Below are 21,894 nucleotides of genomic sequence, written 5' to 3'. Positions count from 1 at the left end.
AAAAATATGTTTGGATAGCTTGAATATATCATATTCTTTCTACCTTTCTCTTTTTTGAGAAAATTTAAACTTTCAATTGTTTTATTTATCCATTTCCTATAAAAAAATAACCTATTTTAAAATAAGAAATTATGGTTTTCATCCGTATATTTTACATGCTATCCTTCTATCCAATCGAATATTTTCTCATCCTATTTTCTATACCGGAAACTAACCTTGTAGAAAACTTCTTGTTTTATTTTGCACTGCAACGAAACGAGTATAACATCGTTTTCAAAGACGTAATTCCCACTTGCTTCGCCCTTTTCATATTGAAAGAAAAAAGTATCTTCCTTTTCTTTTTGCTGTAAGTCTTTTTTTATATTTGTAATAGATCGATTTAGTAGTTCCTCCAGTACAAACTTTTGCTCTATTTCAATATAAAATTTTTTATCTATAAGCAACATATTCGTTTCGTATACAAAGAACGAAGTTAATAATACAAGAAAAATGATTGTTCCTGGCATCGTAAATCCATCTTGTTTTCTCATATATTTATTTCCATTTCGCTATACCTGACAGCTACACCTTCATATATTTTCCCACTCATATCTTTCACATTTATAAAGAGCAAATGAGGTGTTACTTCATACGAAACCATTTCAACATTTTGCAATATAACTTCTCTTCCGCGCATATTCACTTTTCTTATAAGATGATTATTCAATTTTTCATACGTCACTTCATCTCCAGTGCGAAGACGGAAGCGCAAAAGATTATCTTTATTTTCAGGGACTATTTTTTCTACAAAAGATACTTTACGAAACTCTAACTGTACTTGTCCTATAAACACATCCCATTCCCAATTATTTAATCCTTTTGATTGGTTGTTTTCTATTCCAATAAAATTTAAACGTGGCAAGAGTAAAAAGAACAGTGATAACAGAAAAAAACATACGATCATTTCTATTAATGTAAACCCAACTTCTAATTTATTTTTTCTCCTGCATAAAAGCATTGTTCCATCATTCTTCCTTTCACATCTTTCCACATAGCACAAACTTCATTTCCTCCCCAATATGTGTAATATACATTTCCGTTTACGACTTTTTCTTGCGGTCGTTTCGCCCCATTCTCATACATATATAAAGCTGCTTCCCTTTTTAATAATACAAATGCTTTATAACGAATTTGTATGTTTTTTCGTTCTTGCATAACCAATACTGTTTGCGGAAGTAGTAAAGATACTGCCATCATTACTATACTTAATGCTACAAGCATCTCAGCCATCACTGACCCTTTTTGACATTTCACGATACGTAAATCTCCCTCTCCCAAGCTGAAATACAATCTCATATTTATAACTTCGATACGAAAGTAAAATAGTGCCACCTCTATTAATATTTCCACTCGGATTATATGTCATCGGATTTGGAAAAGTATTCAAATCAATTTGTATATCGCTATCATATTCTCTTTTAATGATAGTAAGATTCTCACTTAGCTCCCCTATATAATACGTATGTCTATCTTTATACCATCGTAATGTATAGTGTTTTTGACGGTTTATCGCTAATTGTTGCATATACAAAATATCGTTTGAAAACTGTCTTAAAAATTGTTCCACTTTTTGTTTTTCATGTAATGAATGTACGTTAAAATACGTGACCATACTTAGTACAGAAATTGCAAATAGAACGAGTAGCATTTCTAACAGAGTAAAACCTTTTTGTTTCACAGTTTCCCAGTTGTTACTGTGCCATCATTTGAAATATGAATGGCTTCACCATTCGGACACTCATCAGCTGTAATATATTTTTCATCCCTTAGCTCTTTTAGCGAGGGAATTTTATTATGTTGTAAATGGTATGCTTGTATTTGAGCTTCTATAGATTTCACATAGGCTTTACATCCTTTTCCTTCGACGGATGAACGCTGTGTAACTACATTCGGAATAATTAATAGTAATAGTACAGTTATGACGACCATAACTAATAACATTTCTAAAAGGGTAAACCCTTCTTCATTCTGCATGTAAATGCCTCCTAAATAGAATTCATCATTTGAAACATTGGCATAATCATCGCTAAATACATAAGAACGACTATTCCTCCAATACACGTAAATAAAATTGGTTGAATGATCACTAACATACGTTTAACTTTTTGCTCCATCTTTTCCATAATAAGATCGCTATAGTCACCTAATTCAAGCTCCAAATTACCGTTTGCTTGTCCATGCGTAATAATATAAGAAAGTTCTTCCTCATAATATCCGCTTTTAGCAATAATAGATTGCAACGGTTCTCCTGCAATTAATTGGCGTTCAATTCGACCCGCTTCATATTGAAAGAACGGATGATAATTTTGCTCCATCATTATTGTTAGGGCCTCAAGTACTGATAGTCCACCTTGTAATAAACCGCTCAATTGAGTGGCGAAATAATGTGAATGCTTTAAAATAAGAAATGTTTTTACGAGGGGGATACGAAGCATAATTTTTACCTGCTTCATATGCGGGAGTTTCCGAAAGTAAAACATATATACACTACATCCAATCATAATGATAAAAATAGTGCTAAAAATAAGGCTGGGTAGCAGCTTAATTGCACTTAATATTTGTTCTGTAAGTAACGGTGCTGTAGAACCGAATGAACTATATACCATGTCAACCTGCGGTAATAAAATGCGGTTAAAAACAAAAATCATGATTATTAAAAAGAACGCCAAAAACATAGGATACTGCATTATTTTCATCATATCTTTCCTATACTTATCCTTTTTATAAAGAAGTGCGCTCCCTTGTTGCAACGCAAAAGAAATATCACCATGTTGCTCAGCATAAAATAAATAACTTAACACCTCCTGATGAAACATTAATTGATGAAAAGAATCATGTAGACTTTTTCCATCTTTTAATCCATCAATCATGCGCTGCAATTGTACTTTCTTTTCTAAAGGTAATTGAAACTGTAAAAATTCTAATGCCTGCAAAAGGGAGTATCCTTTTTCTAATAGTTCTCCTAATCGTTTCAGCAATACTACTTGATCACTTAAACTCCATATTTTCTTAAACATACACATCCTCTTCTAAAAATCCTAAAGCGTATCCTTTTCGTATCGAAGATTCTAATGTTTCGTGCTTGTACGTGACACATTCCCCGTTTGCTTCTTTAATTGCTTGTTTTAACTCATATCCATATAACAACTCATAAATACTCGCTTGTCTTACCTGCCTCATTGATTTACATAAAGTTGAGCACTTTCTTTGGCAAAACGGACATTTCAATTCGACAAGTCGCTGTGCAGCTATAGCCAATAAAGATTGTTCAATCTCTTGCCTCGTTATACCGAAATCCATAAATCGGAGTATCGCCCCTTTCGCATCACTAGTATGCAGTGTCGTCATTACTAAATGTCCAGTCAAACTTGCTCTTATAGCGATTTTCGCTGTTTCTTCATCACGAATTTCACCGACTAAAATAATATCTGGATCATGACGTAAAATGGCCTTTAGTCCCGCCTCATATGTGATACCTGCTTTTTCATTTATTTGAATTTGTAATACATCGTCATTTCTTTTTTCAACTGGATCTTCAAGTGTAACGATGCGACGTGTTTTCTTTTTTTTAATTACCTCTAATAATGCATACATTGTTGTTGTCTTCCCCGAACCAGTCGGTCCAGTAAATACGAGTAACCCATGTGAATAGTGTAAAAAAGAGAGTAGTTTTTTCACTGTACTTGGAAATAACGAAAGATGAGATAACGGCTGAATAGATGCTTGTAAATGAAGACGAATAACGAGACTTTCTTGGTATACGGTTGGAAGCGTGGAAAGGCGTAAATACACTTCTTGTCCATCCATTTGTAAATACAGTGAACCATTTTGTGGCTTCCGTCTCTCCCCTATATCCATGGATGCTAAAAATTTAAAGTGTGAAACAAGTTTTTCTCCAAATTCCTTTTCGATACAGTGTTTCGTCATTAAATCTTTTCCTATACGCAGTTGAACCGCTACATCCTTCTTCCGGGGCACAATATGTAAATCCGAAGCTTGTACCCTGCACGCCTCTTTCAAAATCGTATTCGCAAAAATTTCAATTCCATTCATCATTTTTCCCTCCCCACTATGTATATAGCATGAAAAAATTCATAAGAAAAATCGGTATTTTTGTATTTTCAATAGAGGAAAAAGGAAAAATATGTTTGTGAAATTATGAACAATTTCCGAATTATTGTCTGAAATTACCTATACTTATGTTTATCTGTATTATAATGTTATTATCTTGGATAAAGTGATAAAGGTGGAGATCCTCATGGAACAAGCTTTAAAAATTACAGGTGTATTATCTGACCCAACTCGTTATTACATTTATAAATATATTTCTCAAAAACATAGTTACGTAACTGTACAAGAAATTGCAGATGAGTTTGACATTCATCCAAACGTAGCACGTTTACATTTATCTAAATTAGAAGATGTTCATATGCTGAAATCGGAAACGAAGAAAACTGGAAAAGGCGGAAGACCAAGTAGATTATATGTATTATCTGAAGATGTGATTCAATTACAATTTCCATTCCGCGATTATCAATTGTTAGCAAGAATAGCATTTAATTCTTTACTTAGCCTTGGCGCCGCTGGTGAAAAAGCGCTATACGAAACGGGAAAACAATTCGGGGCCGAGTTAATGCAACAACATATGCAGCGTTTACATGTGAACGAAGATGCTTTAACAGTAGAGCAAAAAGTCCAAATTGCAAAAGAAGCTTTCTCAACAGCTGGTTTATCACCTGCATTTGAATTAAGTGCAGATGGAACGAAAATTTTCTATGATGTGCACAATTGTCCATTTAAAGAAGTTGCTGTTCATCACCCAACTGAAATTTGTAATATGCACGGAGATATGATGAAAGGGATTTTTGAAATCCTATTCCCTAACACGGAATTAACTCGAAACGATAGTCTACTAGATGGATGTAAATCTTGTAATTATAAACTAACAATTTAATTTCTCATATAAAAAGAAGCCAATTATAATTGGCTTCTTTTTATATGAATGAATATTTACAATAGTAAGAAAAATAAACTATAATGAGGAGAGGTTTACTTTTTTTAGAAAAGGAGGGAGATGGCATGGAGCGCATGTTTCGCGTTCTCGGCTTTTGGACTGGAATTTTCTCGGTTATGTTTTACGTAGGGGATATGCAACAGGCCGCACTACTATTTTTAGGACAAACAGGTTTCTTCGTACTTTTAAGCTATTTAAATTTAACAGAGCGTATGTATATATACGTATTCGGGGCATATTTAACTGTTTTCTTCATAGGATTTACATACTACACGACGTTTTTACTTGTCCCTGGAGCTGGACATTAAAGATGGCATTTTGCCATCTTTTTTTTAATTCCGCAATTCCCTAGTTGACTTATAGGTTTTATTACCTTATATTCTATATAACAGATTGGAATTAGGGGGAATCAACATGAATACACTGCTTGTCGGAATTAACGTTGCAGTCATGCTCATCTTAGTTGGCGTATTATATTATATGCAACGTAAGCATGTATCTTTTAATAAACGTGTATTTACTGCTTTAGGAGTCGGAATTATATTCGGTCTTATATTACAATTTATTTATGAGCCAACTTCTAAAGTAATTATTGAATCAAATACTTGGTTTAGCTTGATCGGTAACGGTTATGTGAAATTACTTCAAATGATCGTTATGCCACTTATTTTAGTATCTATTATTTCAGCCTTTACAAAATTACAGTTAACGAAAAACCTTGGTAAAATTAGTGGTCTTATTATCGGAATTTTAATTCTTACTACAGGAATCGCTGCAGCTGTCGGTATCGCCGCAAGTGCAGGATTTGATGTATCTGCAACTGGCCTGCAACAAGGTGATGCAGAATCTGCTCGTCTGAAACTAGTTGAAGAAAGATTTACTTCTATTGAAAAAACAACAATTCCAGATAAATTATTAGAGCTGTTACCTACAAATCCGTTTCTTGATTTAACAGGAGCTCGTCCAACATCAACAATTTCTGTTGTAATATTTGCAGCCTTTATCGGTATCGCCTTTATAGGTGTAAAACGAAAATATCCAGAACAAGCAGAACTATTTAAGAAAATGCTTGATGCTGTATATGCAATCGTAATGCGTATGGTAACATTAATTTTACGTCTTACTCCATACGGCGTATTAGCTCTTATGGCAAAAACAGTTGCTGGTAGCGACATTAATGCTATTTTAAAACTTGGTAACTTCGTGTTAGCGTCTTACGTGGCACTTATCGTAATGTTCGTTATCCACTTATTATTAATTGCTCTATCTGGTTTAAATCCAATTCAATATTTAAAAAAGGTGTTCCCTGTATTAACATTTGCATTCACATCTCGCTCTAGTGCTGGTGCAATGCCATTAAATATTGAAGCGCAAAAAGAAAAGCTTGGTATTTCCGAAGGGATTGCAAACTTCGCAGCATCATTTGGAGTATCTATCGGACAAAACGGTTGCGCAGGTATTTATCCAGCAATGCTTGCAATGATGGTCGCTCCAACTGTAGGAATCGATCCATTACAACCACAATTTATTTTAACTTTAATCGCTGTCGTTGCGATTAGCTCATTCGGTGTTGCCGGTGTTGGTGGTGGTGCAACATTCGCAGCGTTAATCGTACTATCTACAATGAACTTACCAATCGGTATTGTCGCTCTTGTTATCTCAGTTGAACCATTAATCGATATGGGTCGTACAGCTCTTAACGTAAGTGGTTCTATGACAGCAGGTCTTATTTCTAGTAAATGGCTTGGTGAATTAGATCAAGATACGTACAATCAAGATGATACAAAAACTGGTGAAATTGCTTCATAATAAAAAGGACGCTAACAAAAACTGTTAGCGTCCTTTTTTAGTTCTTTTCATCTTCCTCTTTGTCTTTTATACATAAGGCATAACATATTGTTTCAAACACTATGTAAAATCTCGTTCTTTATACTTCATTTCTATCTCCTTACACATAGAAAAAGAGAATACAATAACATATTCTCTTTTCTCAAATATACTTCATTATCTCACAGCCCGTCCTTTTCACAAATAACCATTTTGTTCGCACCATTTATGAAATTGTCCTACGTCTACTCCAACTAACACGATATCCTTTAGCTCTACATCAATGATTTGTTCTCCAATTACAATAGCAAACTGCGATTCTAATTTTGTCTCGCTGTTCTTTACAATTCCAATTCGGTTCCGATGCGGTCCATCTTTTATATATGCTTTTTGTCCTACAATATCAAAGTTCAAGTCTCTCACCTCTTTTATTGCGCTTAAATTTGAAATACGAACTCAAATTCGGAAATTTTCCTTTCCTTGCACTATTTCTCTATATATATGACGAAACAATAAAAGAGTCCTCCCTTCTTTACAATTATTTTTTCTTTGTTTCATTTTTGTGATTGAAACGTAAAGTTTATAATAAAATACACTTGGAAGCGCTTTCTATGTAATTTTTTATGTTATAATATATAAGTAGAACTTCGCAAAGAGGGTTAAAAAAATGAATACAAAAATGATTAAAAAAGTAATTGACGCATTAAAAGTATATGGCTTTCAGAATGTATCATTCTGTGACAAAACGAAACAATTTTTATTTCATAACGAAATGGATATTATGAGCGGCTATGCAGAAATAACATATAGTAGTCAATTTGAAAAATTCAACGTACAAATTCATCCGATTGAAACACATCACCAAGCAGAGTTACAAGAGGTTGAAAGACATATACAGGCCTGTATAAGAAAAGTGGAATATTTAAACGCACTTCTTAGCGGACAAACAAAACTAGATGACAAAATTATTATAATGTAAAAAAAAGAACGTGAGAATATCACGTTCTTTTTTTTACATTATACGTTCATCTTTTCCTTCAGTTGTAATCCTGTAATGGATTCTAATACATCCATTGCTTCTCCAAATGTCATATCAAATATCGTCTTATCCTCTATGTATGGAAATTGTCTAAAGCGCTTTTCTAACATTTTCACGGCGTCCGACGTAAAGTGTACACTATCAATGCCAAATTCTGTTTCAAGAAGAACGATCCAATCTAACACATGAAAACCTAATCCGTTTACGAATGAAATAAGTTTTTCTTCTGGCTGTGAAGATAAGAATACGTGTCGTTCCATCTCATCGAAAAGTTCTTCACCTAAAACTTCTGCTAATTCATCATCATGTTCGCGTTCAATAATCTCTTCATATCCGTAATCATCCACAAGCTCTTCTACTTCTTCACTATCCTCACAAAGCAATTGACTAAGAACGGCCTCTTTCTTAAATTCACTATTTTGTACAACTTCTAAAAAGCTCGTTTCCCATCCATTTTCTAATTTCATATTATATACTCCTTTATATACGTTTCTTATCATCACTGTTCCCAAAAGATCACTTTTATAACCTTTTAGGTCGTTACTATTATTTCACATGATTCATAACATAAGATGCAAATTCAGTTGCATCTCCTTCAAAAATATTTATTTCTGGCAAATGATAGAACGTTGTTTGAAGCGGGTTTCTTTCATGATATACATATATCTTTTTCTCTAGCGCAATCGCCATCTAATATAAGTAAAAAGACATCCGCTTCTTTAATAGCATTCTTTTCTGCCTGCCCAATTTCTCTTAATTGATCTTGATTCACTGCTCTTTCGTTTCTTGTCCAATCATATGTATGGTGCCATCCTGCATGTTTCAGTTCATTTGCTATAGAACGTACAAGATGTTTATTTTGGAATCCTGAGGCGACATAAAAATTCATTTATATACACTCCTTCATTATGTACGGGAAACTCCTTTTAGCGTTACTTGCTATAAACATAATAAAGAACGACTTCAAAAAAAAATCCCCATCTTTAAAACTTATTTGCGTTTAAATGATGGGATTCTTCATGCTCTTCTTTTATTTTCTTCTTTTTATAACTTTCATCAGCTAACATTTCTAGTTCAGCTGTTATTTCTGATTTTTCAAGCTCTCTTTCTTGCGAAAATTTCCTTGAAATATAAACAATAACACTACCAACGTACAACACAAAGCATATAATAAGTGCAGTATTTTCATAGAGACTTAGCTCCAACACAGTCACTCCTAATCCATTCGTATTTTCACGCTTCATTAATTGGAATTTCCCTACTAATCCATTTGTTATTGTAACATAAAAATATCAATCCTTGGAATCTTTCATCCTACTAAAAAAGACATGATTGTTTCATCATGCCTCTGAAATATGTTGAATGATTGTTTGAATTGCTTCTTTTCCATTATATTTTTTTAGTGCTGTTTTATACATCTCATTATTTTGATTTAATTCTTCGACATGCTTTATAAGTGATTTCACAGTCACATCTTCCTCATACAATACGGAAGCATATCCTTGTCTTTCAAAAGACTCTGCATTTAGTATTTGATCTCCACGACTTGCAAATTTCGATAGCGGAATTAAAACCATCGGCTTTTGCAATGTTAAAAACTCAAAAATGGCATTAGAGCCCGCACGTGAAATAACAAAATCTGTTATCGCTAATATGTCTGGCAGTTCCCCATGTATATATTCAAATTGTTTATATCCTTCTTTATTTTGTAAGCTTTCATCAAGATTACCTTTTCCGCAAAGATGAACAATTTGATATTTTTTCAGAAGTTCTGGTAACGCTTCTCGAACCGTTTCATTAATTTTCTTTGCGCCCAAACTTCCTCCCATAATTGTAATAACTGGCTTTTTACGTGAAAAACCTAAAAACACTAAACCTTTTTCACGATTTCCCTTTAGCACTTCTTCACGTACAGGAGATCCTGTATAGATTACTTTTTCTTTCGGTAAATGTTTCGCAGCTTCTTCAAATGTAACAAATATTTTCGAAGCGAAACGGAGCGCAATTTTGTTTGCTAGTCCTGGCGTCATATCAGATTCATGTAATAAAACAGGGACTCTATTTAGCCAGCCTCCAATTACGACTGGTACAGATACGAAACCACCTTTTGAAAAAATCACATCCGGTTTTAGTTTTCGAATCCTTACATACGCATCCATAACACCCTTCATTACAAGAAAAGGATCTTTTATATTTTTTAAATCAAAATAACGACGTAGCTTTCCACTTGAAATACTATAGTACGGAATGCCTTCCTTTTCTATAATCGTTTTCTCAATCCCTTGATGAGAACCAATATACGAGATATCCCAATTCTGTTCTTGTAAATGTGGAATGATGGCTAAATTAGGTGTTACATGCCCTGCCGAACCGCCACCTGTAAAGACTATTTTCTTCATACGTCTCCCCCTTCTACACTATAATACACTAAAATATCTTGCCTCAGGGTGAGAAAATACCATAGCCGTCACAGATGCTTCTGGCTCCATCATAAATCCTTCTGTTAATGAAATACCTATTTCTTCTGGATGAATAAGGCGAAATAACTTTTCTTGATCCGCAAGTTCTGGACATGCTGGATAACCGAAAGACACTCGTATCCCTCTATATTTCGTACGGAAACGTTCTTCCATCGTCAGTTCTAGTGAATCTGGAATACCCCAGCGATCACGAATGAGCATATGTGTTTTTTCAGCAAGACCTTCTGCTAGTTCAAGCGCTAACGATTGGATCGCATGGCTGCGTAAATAATCACCCTTCGCCTTCCACTCTTCAGCAATGTCCCGAACGCCTTCCCCAACCGTAACAGATAGGAAAGCAACATAGTCCATCTCATCTCCAACTGGTCGTAAATAATCACCTAAAGTACGATATGGTGCTTTTCCTTGTCTTGGGAATGTGAAACGCTCTATAACACGCGTATGATCTTCTGGATCATATATTACAATGTTTTGTCCGTCACTTTGCGCTGGGAAAAATTGATACACCGCTTTCGGTTTTAACCAAAATTGTCCTTCCTGCAATAATTCATCTATTAAATCATTTAATTCGTGTGCTCTCTTATCTCCCTCTCGCAAAAGCTTCTTCACATTTCCCTTTAATCCAAGGTGATGTCCAAGTAGCATTTGTCTATTTAAAAATGGAGCGAGATGTGCAACTGGAATATCACGTAATACAATTCGTTTTGTTGAATCAGGTATCATAACCTCTGCCTTCGCTAATGGCTCAATTACTGCTGGAATTTCTACTTTCTTCTCCTCTTTTTTTACGATATGAAGATGACGCTCTTTTTTATCTTGTTTCATCTTCTCACGCTCTTCTTTTTTTTGAAGCTTATTAATAATATCAAGACCAGTCATCGCATCACTCGCATAACATACGAGCCCTTTATATGATGGTGAAATACGATTTTCTGTAAATTTTCTCGTTAACGCTGCCCCGCCTACAACGATTGGAACATCAATATTTGCAGCTTTTAAATCTTCAGCAGTCGTTACCATTTGTTGCGCTGATTTTACTAATAAACCAGAAAGACCAATAATGTCAGGCTTCTTTTCTTGTACTTCTTGAACAATTCGATCCGAACGAACATTGATTCCTAAATTAATAATCTCATATCCGTTATTCGATAAAATAATTTCAACGAGGTTTTTCCCAATATCATGTACGTCACCTTTAACAGTTGCTAATAATACTTTCCCCTTTTTCGCACTCTCGCTAGATTCCATATGTGGCTCTAAATAGCTTACGGCAGCTTTCATACTTTCAGCACTTTGCAATACTTCGGCAACGATAAGCTCATTATTATTAAATAATCGTCCCACCTCATCCATTCCTGTCATAAGTGGGCCATTAATAATATCCAAAGGTTTTCTTCCTTCTGTAAGTGCAAGGCTTAAATCTTCTTGTAGTCCTTGTTTCGTACCTTCTACAATGTAATTTGCCAGCCTTTCATCAAGAGTTAATGTTTCTTGGGTAACGACATCTTTCTTTTTTGCCGCGCGATAAAAATTTGTAAATTCTTCTAACGTCTCTTGCGTCGTTTCAAAAAGTAGTGCATCAGCAAGACGTTTTTCTTCCTCTGGAATTGACGCATACCGTTCTAATTTTTCCGTATTCACAATTGCGTAATCTAATCCTGCTTTCGTTGCATGGTATAAAAAGACGGAATTTAATACTTCTCGGCCAGCTGGTGGTAAACCAAAAGATATGTTACTTACACCTAAAATCGTTAAACACTCTGGCAAGGCTTCTTTAATAAGGCGAATTCCTTCTATCGTCGCTGCCGCTGAACCAATATATTCTTCATCACCTGTACCTACAGGAAATACAAGTGCATCAAAAATAATATCTGACGGGCGTATACCATATTTCGTCGTCAATAACTCATAACTTCTTTTCGCGATTTCGAGTTTTCGTTCTGCACTAACCGCCATACCATCTTCATCAATTGTTCCTACAACAATAGCAGCACCATATTTCCGAAGAAGCGGCGTCACTTTTTTAAATCGTTCTTCTCCATCTTCTAAATTAATTGAATTAATAACAGCTTTTCCTTGAATATAAGTAAGAGCTCGCTCCATCACATTTTCATCTGTTGAATCAATCATAATTGGTACTTTTAACACTTTCGTAACTTCTGCCAAGAAGTTTTCCATATCTTCTATTTCATCGCGATCAGGATCTGCCATACAAATATCAATAATATGAGCATTTTTCTTCACTTGCGCTCTTGCGACTTCAGCAGCCTCTTCAAATTTCCCTTCTGCTACTAATCGTTTAAATTTACGTGACCCAATAACGTTTGTTCTTTCACCAACAAATAATGGTCTCATAGAGTCATCATATTGAAGTGCCTCTAATCCACTAACCCCGTGTCCAGCTCTTTCGTGGTGTTCACGTGGATTAAGAGAAGCTAACGCGGATTTTATTGCTTTTATATGTTCTGGTGTTGTGCCACAACAACCACCGATAATATTAACCCATCCTTCTTCAGCAAATCGCTTCACTTTTTCAGCGAGAGAAGATGGAGATTCATGATAATGTCCATCTTCATCAGGAAGACCTGCATTTGGATAACAAGAAATGTAACACTCCGACAACTCAGATAGTGAACGAATATGGTCTCTCATAAACTCCGGACCGGTCGCACAGTTTAATCCAACAGATAATGGCTTCATATGTTCTACTGATAAGTAAAAAGCCTCAATTGTTTGCCCGGCCAGAGTCGTTCCCATCGGTTCAATCGTTCCTGAAATCATAATAGGTACAATTTTATTTAGCTCATCAAAAGCTGCTTGAATTCCAATATAAGCAGCCTTCACGTTACGCATATCTTGACTCGTCTCAACGAGTAATACATCTACGTCGCCATTCAATAAGCCTCTAGCCTGCCGTGTATAGGCTTCAATTAATTCTTCAAACGTCACACCACCTGTAACACTAATCGCTTTCGTTGTTGGTCCCATTGCTCCCGCAACATATACTTCCTTCCCGCTTGCTTTGACCGCTTGCTTCGCTAAACGTGCTGCCTTCTCATTTAATTCCTCATCTAAATGAGACAACTCATAATCACTTAATACAATGTTTGTCGCCCCAAATGTATTTGTTTCAATAATATCTGCTCCAGCTTCAATATAAGCTTTATGAATCTTTAAAATGACATCAGGCCTTGTTTCTACTAAATATTCATTACAACCTTCGTACTCTTCTCCTCCGAAATCTTCCGCAGTTAAGTCCTCTTGCTGGATCATTGTTCCCATTGCACCATCTAATATTAAGATGTTATTTTGTAATTTTTCTTCTATACATTTCATCAATTAATACCTTCTTTCACTTCTTGCTTTTCTCTCACATATTTAACAAGATGTTCTGTAATTTCATATTTTAGAAATGGTGTAATAAGATAAATGCCGTTAAAATATTTCATCGCCGCATCGATCAATTCTTGTGAAATGCGAATCCCTTCTTCAATTGCTGCCTCTTTCGTTTCATGTCCATCCATTCTCTCCCTTATTTCTTCAGGTAGAGTAATACCCGGTACCTCAAAATGAAGGAAATCTGCATTCCTTTTACTTATTAATGGCATAATCCCAATAAAAATAGGTTGTTCCAAATGCTTTGTCGCTTCATACACTTCTTCAATTAACGCGATATCATAAATTGGCTGAGTTAAGAAATATTCCGCTCCAGCATCTATTTTCCGTTCCATTCGCTTAACCGCTGCTTTTAAATGTCTTACATGCGGATTAAACGCACCTCCCACTGAAAACCTTGTTGCTGGACCAATTGATTTCCCTAAAATCGAGCGCCCGTCGTTCATTTCTTTAATCATTTTAATGAGCTCAATAGAGGACAAATCATATACAGAAGTGGCACCTGGAAAATCACCAACGCGTGCTGGATCCCCAGTTAAAGCTAACACCTCTTCCATACCTAACGCTGATAGGCCTAGTAAATGAGATTGTAGTCCGATGACGTTATGGTCTCTACACGTTAAGTGCGTCAATACCGGAATATCGTGCTTCGTTAATAATGCCCCCATTGCCATATTCGAGATGCGAGGCGATGCTAATGAATTATCTGCTAGAGTAATAGCATCTGCCCCAGCTCTTTTCAATGCTCTTGCGCCTTCAAAAAATCGCTGCGTATCTAACGTTTTCGGTGGATCTAATTCCACTACTACTGTCGTTTGTTTTTTTGCTTTCTCTGCTAATGTGACATGAGCTTTTGAACGTTTCTCGTGTGTATGAACTACTTTCGGTCTTTGAATCGTATCCTTTTCTATTACAGGTGTAACATTTGCAATTGCACGTTTCATACTTTCAATATGTTCTGGAGTCGTGCCACAACAACCACCTAATAACCGAATACCTTGCTCAATAAATTTCGGTGTCATCGCTTCGAAATAAGCTGGACTTCCCTCATATACGTAACGTCCCTCCACATAATTTGGGAGACCTGCATTCGGATATGCTGACAAGTAGCCATTTTGCGGAATCGATATCATTTTAAAAGCTTCCGTCATGTGAAGTGGCCCTAGTTGACAGTTCAATCCAACGACATTTGCACCGTAATCTAAAAGCTGTTTTAATATTTCATTTACATCATTTCCATTTTGAGTTGTACCTGCCTCATGCAATGCTAATTGAGCTACAATTGGAATATTCGTTTGTTTTCGTAACACCTGAACAGCATGAAGTAATTCAAACTCATCATAGAAAGTTTCTAATAGCAGTCCATCAACCTGTTCTTCTAGTAATGCACTTGCCTGTTCCAGTAACATAAATTCTCTTTCCATATCAGTTGTCGTAACAGCTCCGATATGTTTCATACCACCAATTGTTCCTAAAATTGCATTTCTGTCTGTAACAGATGCTTTCGCCAGTTTTACTGCGGCTCTATTAATTTCAGTAACTTGATTTTCTAAACCATAAATACGTAATTTCGCTTCATTTGCTCCGTACGTATTTGTTTGAATCACATCAGCCCCAGCAGCTACATATTGCTTATGAATCGATATAATTAAATCTGGATCAGATATATTCAATTCTTCAAAACTACTTTGCAAACCATGTGAATGTAATAACGTCCCAACCGCACCATCACCTATTACAATTCCTTTTGATAATAAATCTAGTAATTTCACAAATCTCCCTCATTTCTATCAATATAAAAACCCCCTCTTCACTTTGAAGAGGGGGACATAATTGTTCCTCCTCTTATTATGCAAAACATTCGTTTTGCAGGTATTAGCACCGTTTCAAACATTTCGTTTGAAGGTTGCTGGGTTTCACAGGGCCTTTCCCTCCACCGCTCTCAATAAGAGTTTGTCTTTATTATTTTATTTATGTAGCTAAAAGGAAATACGTTCCCCTTTTAACAATGTTTGTTAATTTTTTAATAAATTTAGCATGCACAAATGCAAAAGTCAATGACACTTGCGGAAAAATAAAAATTATTTAAAATAAAGTTGCAATTCAATTATCTTTTGTTGTAAAGTTAAAAACATAATAAAAATTTCATACGAACATTCTTATCTAGAGAGGTAGAGGGACTGGCCCTATGACGCCTCAGCAACCATTAACATTTGTTAATAAGGTGCTAATTCCAGCAAATTGTGAAAGATTTGACAGATGAGAAGAAGACTCTATTCAAACCGAAAGCCTTCTTCTTTAGAAGGCTTTTTTTATTTTACCCCGATTGGTGAGAGCTAATAATCAGTGGGGGATGCCCCCCTCACTGATTAAAGTTTCACTTTACATTCACTTAATTGTTAATTTAAAAAGGAGGAATTTTCACATGTCAACTATTGAAACAAAACTAGCACAAATCGGAAACCGGAGCGAAACTACAACAGGAACTGTTAACCCACCTGTTTATTTTTCAACTGCTTATCGTCATGAAGGAATTGGTAACTCTACTGGCTTTGACTATTCACGAACTGGCAATCCAACTCGTGGTCTTTTAGAGCAGGCAATCGCAGACTTAGAATATGGTGAACAAGGTTATGCCTGTAGTTCAGGGATGGCAGCTGTTCTCCTCGTCCTCTCCCTATTCCGTTCTGGAGACGAACTTATTGTATCCGAAGATTTATACGGGGGCACTTATCGATTATTTTCTGAGCACGAAAAAAAGTGGAATGTTCGATGTAGATACGTAAATACACAATCTATTAAACAAATTGAGCAAGCTATCACAACTGAAACGAAAGCTATTTTCATAGAAACTCCAACTAATCCGTTAATGCAAGTTACTGATATTGCCGCTGTCGCAACTGTAGCGAAAAGACACGGACTACTTCTTATTGTAGACAACACATTCTATACGCCTTATATACAGCAGCCATTAACAGAAGGTGCCAACATTGTACTTCATAGCGCAACGAAATATTTAGGGGGACATAACGATGTCCTAAGCGGACTTGTCGTTGCAAAAGGAAAGGAACTTTGTGAGGAAATCGCTCATTATCATAATGCCTCTGGTGCGGTCTTAAGTCCATTTGACTCATGGCTATTAATTCGTGGTATGAAAACGTTAGCGCTTCGCATGAGACAACATGAAGAAAATGCAAAAGCAGTTGTTGCTTATTTAAATGATGAAGACGGGGTGACAGATGTATTTTATCCTGGAAGAGGTGGCATGATCTCATTTCGTCTGAAAGATGAAACATGGATTAATCCATTCTTACAATCTTTATCCTTAATTACATTTGCTGAAAGTCTTGGTGGTGTTGAAAGTTTAATGACGTATCCAGCAACGCAAACACACGCTGATATTCCTGAAGAAATCAGAACAGCAAACGGTGTATGTAATCGTCTTCTGCGATTTTCCGTTGGCATTGAAAATAGTAACGATTTAATTCAAGACTTAAAGCAAGCCATTAAACTTGTAAAAGAAGGTGTAAGAATATGAGTTATTCTATAGATACACTCTTACTGCACAACCAATATAAACATGACTCACAAACAGGAGCTGTTAACGTTCCCATCTATAATACATCAACATTCCACCAGTTTGATGTAGATACGTTCGGAAAATATGACTATAGTCGCTCTGGTAATCCAACTCGTGAAGCTCTTGAAGATATCATTGCTTTATTAGAAGGAGGAACAAAGGGATTTGCCTTCGCATCAGGAATTGCAGCGATTTCTACTGCATTCCTCCTTCTTTCACAAGGCGATCACGTACTCATTTCAGAAGACGTATATGGAGGAACTTACCGAATTATAACTGAAGTGCTCTCCCGTTACGGTGTGTCACATACATTTGTTGATATGACAAATGTAGAAGAAATAAAGCAAAACATTAAGCCAAACACAAAACTCTTTTATGTGGAAACACCCTCTAATCCACTTTTAAAAGTGACAGATATTTGTGCTGTTTCTAAACTTGCAAAATCTATTGACGCCCTTACTTTTGTTGATAATACATTTTTGACACCACTATTCCAGAAACCACTTGATCTTGGTGCCGATGTCGTTCTTCATAGTGCCACAAAATTCATTGCCGGTCATAGTGATGTTACTGCCGGATTAGCGGTTGTAAAAGATGCCGAACTCGCTCAAAAACTTGGATTTTTACAAAATGCATTCGGCGCTATTTTAGGTCCTCAAGATTGTTCTCTAGTACTTCGCGGTCTAAAAACATTGCATGTACGTCTTGAGCATTCAGCTGCAAACGCCAATAAAATTGCACATTATTTACAAGAGCACACTAAAGTTAAAAATGTCTATTATCCTGGCTTACAAACACATCTTGGATTTGATATTCAACAATCTCAAGCTACATCAGCCGGAGCTGTCCTATCTTTCACTTTACAATCAGAAGACGCACTCCGCCAATTTTTATCAAAAGTAAAATTACCTGTCTTTGCAGTGAGTTTAGGAGCTGTCGAATCGATTCTTTCCTACCCAGCTAAAATGTCACATGCAGCACTGTCGCAAGAAGCTCGTGATGAAAGAGGGATTTCTAATTCATTACTTCGGTTATCTGTCGGCCTTGAAAATGTTGACGATTTAATATCCGATTTTGAAAATGCCCTTTCTTATGTAGAAGAACCTGTCAATGCATAGAACGAACAGAAGATATGAAATTAATTTTTCATATCTTCTGTTTTATGCCATTAAGTATATTTTTTACTTTTCGTATAGTTCATAAAAAAACGAAAGAGCACCATCTATTTCTAAATAATGAATTAATTGATATATTAAGAAGTAAAAAAGGGGCAAAAATAATGGATACTTGTGCAGATGTTTTAATCGTTATCGATTTACAAAATGGAGTATGTTATAGCGAAGAGCATTTATTCGATTTACAAAATTTACTTACAAAAGTAAATAAAAGAATTTCTTCATACAGAAAATCAAATAAACCAATCATTTTTATTCAACATTGTGATGATGATTTAGTACCCGAAAAAGAACTTTGGGCTATTCATGCTGATCTAGATGTTCAGGAACAAGATTTTTTTGTAAGAAAAACACATGCCAATTCATTTTATAAAACAAACTTGAAAGAGATTTTAGAACAATTATCTGTACACCGTATTGAATTTTGTGGTGCCCAAACAGAGTACTGTATGGATGCTACGATTAAATTTTCCCATGGACTAGAATACGAAAACTTCATGGTACAGAAAGCAACCTCTACGTTAAATAATCCATTTATGTCCGCAAAAGAGACAATTGATTTTTATGAAAATATATGGAACTGCAGATTTTTAAAGCTGATAAAAGATGAAATCTAGAATATATAACTAATGTCTTGGTAATTCTAAAATTTATCAGCTATACTCAAATATTTTGTTATCACCATAAAGAAGCTGACTACATTCAGCTTCTTTTCTTTTAACCTGTTTTATATTCTATATATAACATTATAATTCCTTTTTCTTATTATTTTAAAAATTTTGTATATTCATTTGAAAGAATAAGAAAATCATGATAAAATTGTGTTACAAATATATCTATATCTTTCAATTTTTAAAACGCATTAAAATTTTCACCCAAAAATGTCATTTTACAAAACCATGCAAATTTATCTACTTTATTTACATCAGGGTCTCTTTTCTTACAATTTCTTTACTTTAGGACTTTTTTTCTGCAACAACTGTTTTCTTTTCTTTAATTTTTTGGTATGTATAGTATGGTATAACAGCTCACACGGAGGTGGAAAAGAACATGTTAGAAACCTTTCAAAAAGAAATAGAACTATATGAAAGCAATGCAGAATTATTGAAAGTACTTGCTCATCCTGTTCGCTTATGTATTGTAAAAGGATTAATTGAACGTGGTCCAAGCAACGTTTCTACAATGTACACTGGCTTAAATATGCCACAATCTACAATTTCACAGCATTTAGCAAAATTAAAAAGTGCTAAAATCGTTTCCAGTGAAAGAAAAGGATTAGAAATTTATTACAAAGTAGAAAACGAGACAATCATTCAACTCGTTCGCGTATTATTAGGTTAAGAGCTCATAAACAGAGAAAAAGGGCGTATTTTATATTTTTCATCTCATATCTTTAATATAAATATATATCATGAGAGAAAATATATGATGCTACATAATTAAAAAGTCGTATTAAAAAACAAGACACAGAAATATGCTGTGTCTTGTTTTTTTATATTTTTAAATACTGATCCAAGTGTAACTGTTGCATATGTTTCGTATGTATCACAACATCAAATGCACTCCCTAATCCTCCGCTCAAAATCATAGAACGAACTGCACGATTTTGTTTTTGAGTTTCAGAAAAAGGATTTCGATCTTGGTGACCCGTAAGCTGATCTAATATTCCTGCTGCTAACAAAAACTCAGATTGCTTCTTATGCCATACTATATTCATGCCTTGCAGGCTAAACATCTCTTTCAGCTCGTCCCAATGAATATGAGTAGTAAGATCCATTTCACCTGGATGCGCTAAAGGATTACGGATTAACTTATGCTCGTAATATCCTCGTAAACTTCCTTCTTGATGTGCAGGATGCATCCATTCTTCTTTTGTGTATCCATAATCAACGGTAATACATACACCTCGTTGAAACCATTTCGCAATTTCTTCTATATATTCTTCCATCGCAAGTGGCACTTCAAAACGCTGACCTTCAGCAAGATGAATATTATATTTCAATAAGTATCGACCAATACTTTTCTGTAGCGGTCTACATACTTCTGCGAGTTTCCCTTCCTCTGTGTACGTAACACGTACTTCATACAATATTCCATTTCTCTTCTCAATTACTTCAACAGGAAATGCATCAAATAACTCATTCGAAAAAAGAATCCCTTCGAACGATTCTCCCATTTCACTATGCGACGTATAATACGACACATTAGAAAACGAACAAAGATTTTTCTGCTGTAAGTTTCTATGAAAAGGGCTCATTTCAATCATTGAATAGTTTAAATCAATAAAGGTTTCTGGAGATACTTGCTTCCACTCTTGTAAAACATCATAGGCAAACCTTCCTGTTCCCCCACCAATCTCACAAATATTCGGAGCAACTTCACCATTTTCAACAAGACGAATAAAAAATTTAACAAATGTTTTTGCAAAAACAGAGGATACGTTGCTACTTGTAAAAAAATCCCCTTGTCTTCCAATTTTTTCACGTTCCTTCATATAATAGCCATGTCCCTCTGTGTACAATACGAGGTTCATATACGTACTATATGAAATTGAATAATCCTTCTCTTTCTCCATCCATTCTTTTAAAATGAGCTCCATCTCCATACTAGCTCCTTACTGTAAAAATGGATTATTTTCTTTTTCAAAACCAATGCTTGTTTCTGGACCATGTCCACATAGCACCGCTGTTTCATCTGGTAATACAAATAATTTTTCTTCAATACTTCCAATCAATTCAGCAAAACTTCCACCGGGTAAATCTGTTCTTCCGATGCTCATTTGGAACAATACATCACCAGAAAATACAGCATTCGCCTCTTTACAATAATAAGAAATACTGCCTGGAGAATGTCCTGGCGTCTCAAAAATCTCAAAATTAAATGAACCAATTGCTAATGCACCTTCTGCATCAATAATATGATCTGCTGGTTTTGCTGTAATACTGCGATTCATCATAAAAATTTGAGAGCCATTTACAGTTGCATCGCCTAACCAATCTGCTTCTTCTTTATGTACGTACACAGGAATATGAAAAGCGTCTCTTACCGCGTCAACAGCACCAATATGATCAAAGTGAGCATGTGTTAATAAAACAGCAAGTGGCTTTAATTGTTCTTCTTGTAAATATGTAACGAGCTTCTCTCCTTCGTGACCAGGATCAAAGATAATACACTCATTTTGATCATTCGTTAAAATATAAGCATTCGTTTGTAATGGGCCTAACGGCATTTGTATCCATTTCATATGAAAATCTCCTCCAATTATTAAACTTACTTTCAATGATACAACATTTTTTTCTCTTAGGAAAAGAAAGGATGCTATCTCGACAATCATTTTTAAAACA

At 35.2% G+C, this 21,894-nt stretch carries 23 protein-coding genes, 1 pseudogene and 2 riboswitches; of the genes and pseudogenes, 8 read left to right on the top strand and 16 right to left on the bottom strand.

Annotated features, from left to right (window positions below; translation table 11 throughout):
• Positions 1 to 191: 191 nt before the first annotated feature.
• The 7 genes from comGG to comGA are packed head-to-tail and all read right to left on the bottom strand — an operon-like array spanning position 192 to position 4,092.
• Positions 192 to 530 (bottom strand): competence type IV pilus minor pilin ComGG, encoded by a 339-nt coding sequence (comGG, locus tag RBB48_RS02210; protein ID WP_306007352.1) that lies wholly within the window; start codon positions 528 to 530, stop codon positions 192 to 194.
• Positions 527 to 997, bottom strand: a complete 471-nt coding sequence (gene comGF, locus RBB48_RS02205; RefSeq protein ID WP_097907746.1) for a competence type IV pilus minor pilin ComGF — start codon at positions 995 to 997, stop codon at positions 527 to 529. The genes comGG and comGF overlap by 4 nt, the downstream gene beginning before the upstream one ends.
• Positions 967 to 1,269 carry a hypothetical protein gene (locus tag RBB48_RS02200; protein WP_000829516.1) on the bottom strand — a complete coding sequence of 101 codons (303 nt, stop codon included), beginning with the start codon at positions 1,267 to 1,269 and terminating at the stop codon, positions 967 to 969. Before RBB48_RS02200 ends, comGF begins: the two co-directional genes overlap by 31 nt.
• Positions 1,262 to 1,717, bottom strand: coding sequence for a comG operon protein ComGD (gene comGD, locus RBB48_RS02195; protein WP_000810391.1), 456 nt, complete (start codon positions 1,715 to 1,717; stop codon positions 1,262 to 1,264). The genes RBB48_RS02200 and comGD overlap by 8 nt, the downstream gene beginning before the upstream one ends.
• The gene (gene comGC, locus RBB48_RS02190) at positions 1,714 to 2,013 is read right to left on the bottom strand and encodes a competence type IV pilus major pilin ComGC (RefSeq protein ID WP_088064405.1); all 300 of its coding nucleotides are present in this window, start codon (positions 2,011 to 2,013) and stop codon (positions 1,714 to 1,716) included. The genes comGD and comGC overlap by 4 nt, the downstream gene beginning before the upstream one ends.
• Positions 2,014 to 2,024: 11 nt before the next feature.
• Positions 2,025 to 3,056: a competence type IV pilus assembly protein ComGB gene (gene comGB / locus RBB48_RS02185; protein WP_306007351.1), complete on the bottom strand. Its 1,032-nt coding sequence runs from the start codon at positions 3,054 to 3,056 to the stop codon at positions 2,025 to 2,027.
• Positions 3,049 to 4,092: a competence protein ComGA gene (gene comGA / locus RBB48_RS02180; RefSeq protein WP_088064407.1), complete on the bottom strand. Its 1,044-nt coding sequence runs from the start codon at positions 4,090 to 4,092 to the stop codon at positions 3,049 to 3,051. The genes comGB and comGA overlap by 8 nt, the downstream gene beginning before the upstream one ends.
• A 205-nt stretch (positions 4,093 to 4,297) precedes the next feature.
• On the opposite strand from comGA, the gene RBB48_RS02175 reads away from it, so the two are divergent.
• The 3 genes from RBB48_RS02175 to RBB48_RS02165 all read left to right on the top strand — a co-directional run bounded on the left by RBB48_RS02175 (position 4,298) and on the right by RBB48_RS02165 (position 6,862).
• Positions 4,298 to 4,993, top strand: a complete 696-nt coding sequence (locus RBB48_RS02175) for a helix-turn-helix transcriptional regulator (RefSeq protein WP_000434122.1) — start codon at positions 4,298 to 4,300, stop codon at positions 4,991 to 4,993.
• A 125-nt stretch (positions 4,994 to 5,118) separates the two neighbouring features.
• On the top strand, positions 5,119 to 5,361 hold the full coding sequence (locus RBB48_RS02170; protein WP_000440719.1) for a DUF2626 domain-containing protein: 243 nt from the start codon (positions 5,119 to 5,121) through the stop codon (positions 5,359 to 5,361).
• A gap of 106 nt (positions 5,362 to 5,467) precedes the next feature.
• The gene (locus RBB48_RS02165; protein ID WP_048562307.1) at positions 5,468 to 6,862 is read left to right on the top strand and encodes an L-cystine transporter; all 1,395 of its coding nucleotides are present in this window, start codon (positions 5,468 to 5,470) and stop codon (positions 6,860 to 6,862) included.
• 216 nt (positions 6,863 to 7,078) lie between these two features.
• On the opposite strand, the gene RBB48_RS02160 is transcribed toward RBB48_RS02165, so the two are convergent.
• On the bottom strand, positions 7,079 to 7,294 hold the full coding sequence (locus RBB48_RS02160; RefSeq protein ID WP_001008334.1) for a DUF3912 family protein: 216 nt from the start codon (positions 7,292 to 7,294) through the stop codon (positions 7,079 to 7,081).
• Between the two features lie 253 nt (positions 7,295 to 7,547).
• Here RBB48_RS02160 and RBB48_RS02155 point away from each other — a divergent pair, with 253 nt between their 5' ends.
• A complete protein-coding gene (locus RBB48_RS02155) occupies positions 7,548 to 7,859 on the top strand; it encodes a hypothetical protein (protein WP_001093232.1) in 312 nt (103 codons plus the stop codon).
• A gap of 38 nt (positions 7,860 to 7,897) precedes the next feature.
• Here the strand turns inward: RBB48_RS02155 and RBB48_RS02150 are convergent, their stop codons facing one another.
• From RBB48_RS02150 to RBB48_RS02125, 6 genes and pseudogenes are all read right to left on the bottom strand, one after another.
• Positions 7,898 to 8,386 (bottom strand): hypothetical protein, encoded by a 489-nt coding sequence (locus tag RBB48_RS02150; RefSeq protein ID WP_000764275.1) that lies wholly within the window; start codon positions 8,384 to 8,386, stop codon positions 7,898 to 7,900.
• A 79-nt stretch (positions 8,387 to 8,465) separates the two neighbouring features.
• A pseudogene (locus tag RBB48_RS02145) lies at positions 8,466 to 8,808 on the bottom strand (group-specific protein).
• A 94-nt stretch (positions 8,809 to 8,902) separates the two neighbouring features.
• Positions 8,903 to 9,163 carry a DUF3966 domain-containing protein gene (locus RBB48_RS02140; protein ID WP_000817963.1) on the bottom strand — a complete coding sequence of 87 codons (261 nt, stop codon included), beginning with the start codon at positions 9,161 to 9,163 and terminating at the stop codon, positions 8,903 to 8,905.
• Between the two features lie 96 nt (positions 9,164 to 9,259).
• Entirely contained in the window at positions 9,260 to 10,318 is a 1,059-nt protein-coding gene (gene murG, locus RBB48_RS02135) for an undecaprenyldiphospho-muramoylpentapeptide beta-N-acetylglucosaminyltransferase (protein ID WP_088064408.1), read from the bottom strand.
• 18 nt (positions 10,319 to 10,336) lie between these two features.
• Positions 10,337 to 13,735 carry a methionine synthase gene (gene metH, locus RBB48_RS02130; RefSeq protein WP_306007350.1) on the bottom strand — a complete coding sequence of 1,133 codons (3,399 nt, stop codon included), beginning with the start codon at positions 13,733 to 13,735 and terminating at the stop codon, positions 10,337 to 10,339.
• Positions 13,735 to 15,567 (bottom strand): bifunctional homocysteine S-methyltransferase/methylenetetrahydrofolate reductase, encoded by a 1,833-nt coding sequence (locus tag RBB48_RS02125; protein ID WP_088064410.1) that lies wholly within the window; start codon positions 15,565 to 15,567, stop codon positions 13,735 to 13,737. The genes metH and RBB48_RS02125 overlap by 1 nt, the downstream gene beginning before the upstream one ends.
• A gap of 70 nt (positions 15,568 to 15,637) precedes the next feature.
• Positions 15,638 to 15,747: riboswitch (SAM riboswitch) on the bottom strand.
• Positions 15,748 to 15,951: 204 nt separating this feature from the next.
• Positions 15,952 to 16,061, top strand: a riboswitch (SAM riboswitch).
• Between the two features lie 159 nt (positions 16,062 to 16,220).
• Here RBB48_RS02125 and metI point away from each other — a divergent pair.
• The 4 genes from metI (at position 16,221) to RBB48_RS02105 (ending at position 19,891) form a co-directional block, all read left to right on the top strand.
• A complete protein-coding gene (metI, locus tag RBB48_RS02120) occupies positions 16,221 to 17,333 on the top strand; it encodes a cystathionine gamma-synthase/O-acetylhomoserine thiolyase (protein ID WP_088064411.1) in 1,113 nt (370 codons plus the stop codon).
• Positions 17,330 to 18,493, top strand: a complete 1,164-nt coding sequence (metC, locus tag RBB48_RS02115) for a cystathionine beta-lyase (RefSeq protein WP_088064412.1) — start codon at positions 17,330 to 17,332, stop codon at positions 18,491 to 18,493. Before metI ends, metC begins: the two co-directional genes overlap by 4 nt.
• 161 nt (positions 18,494 to 18,654) lie before the next feature.
• Positions 18,655 to 19,167 (top strand): cysteine hydrolase family protein, encoded by a 513-nt coding sequence (locus tag RBB48_RS02110; RefSeq protein ID WP_088064413.1) that lies wholly within the window; start codon positions 18,655 to 18,657, stop codon positions 19,165 to 19,167.
• Between the two features lie 433 nt (positions 19,168 to 19,600).
• A complete protein-coding gene (locus RBB48_RS02105; protein ID WP_000894375.1) occupies positions 19,601 to 19,891 on the top strand; it encodes an ArsR/SmtB family transcription factor in 291 nt (96 codons plus the stop codon).
• Positions 19,892 to 20,042: 151 nt separating this feature from the next.
• On the opposite strand, the gene RBB48_RS02100 is transcribed toward RBB48_RS02105, so the two are convergent.
• Both RBB48_RS02100 and RBB48_RS02095 read right to left on the bottom strand, forming a co-directional pair.
• A complete protein-coding gene (locus RBB48_RS02100; protein ID WP_088064414.1) occupies positions 20,043 to 21,155 on the bottom strand; it encodes a class I SAM-dependent methyltransferase in 1,113 nt (370 codons plus the stop codon).
• 9 nt (positions 21,156 to 21,164) lie between these two features.
• Positions 21,165 to 21,794: an MBL fold metallo-hydrolase gene (locus RBB48_RS02095; RefSeq protein ID WP_000871244.1), complete on the bottom strand. Its 630-nt coding sequence runs from the start codon at positions 21,792 to 21,794 to the stop codon at positions 21,165 to 21,167.
• Positions 21,795 to 21,894: the final 100 nt, after the last annotated feature.

The organism is Bacillus sp. MMSF_3353 (genome assembly GCF_030733445.1).
GTDB classification, from domain to species: Bacteria; Bacillota; Bacilli; order Bacillales; family Bacillaceae_G; genus Bacillus_A; species Bacillus_A wiedmannii.
The sequence above is the reverse complement of the archived record's forward strand: the minus strand, read 5'-3'. Positions and strand labels throughout refer to the sequence as shown.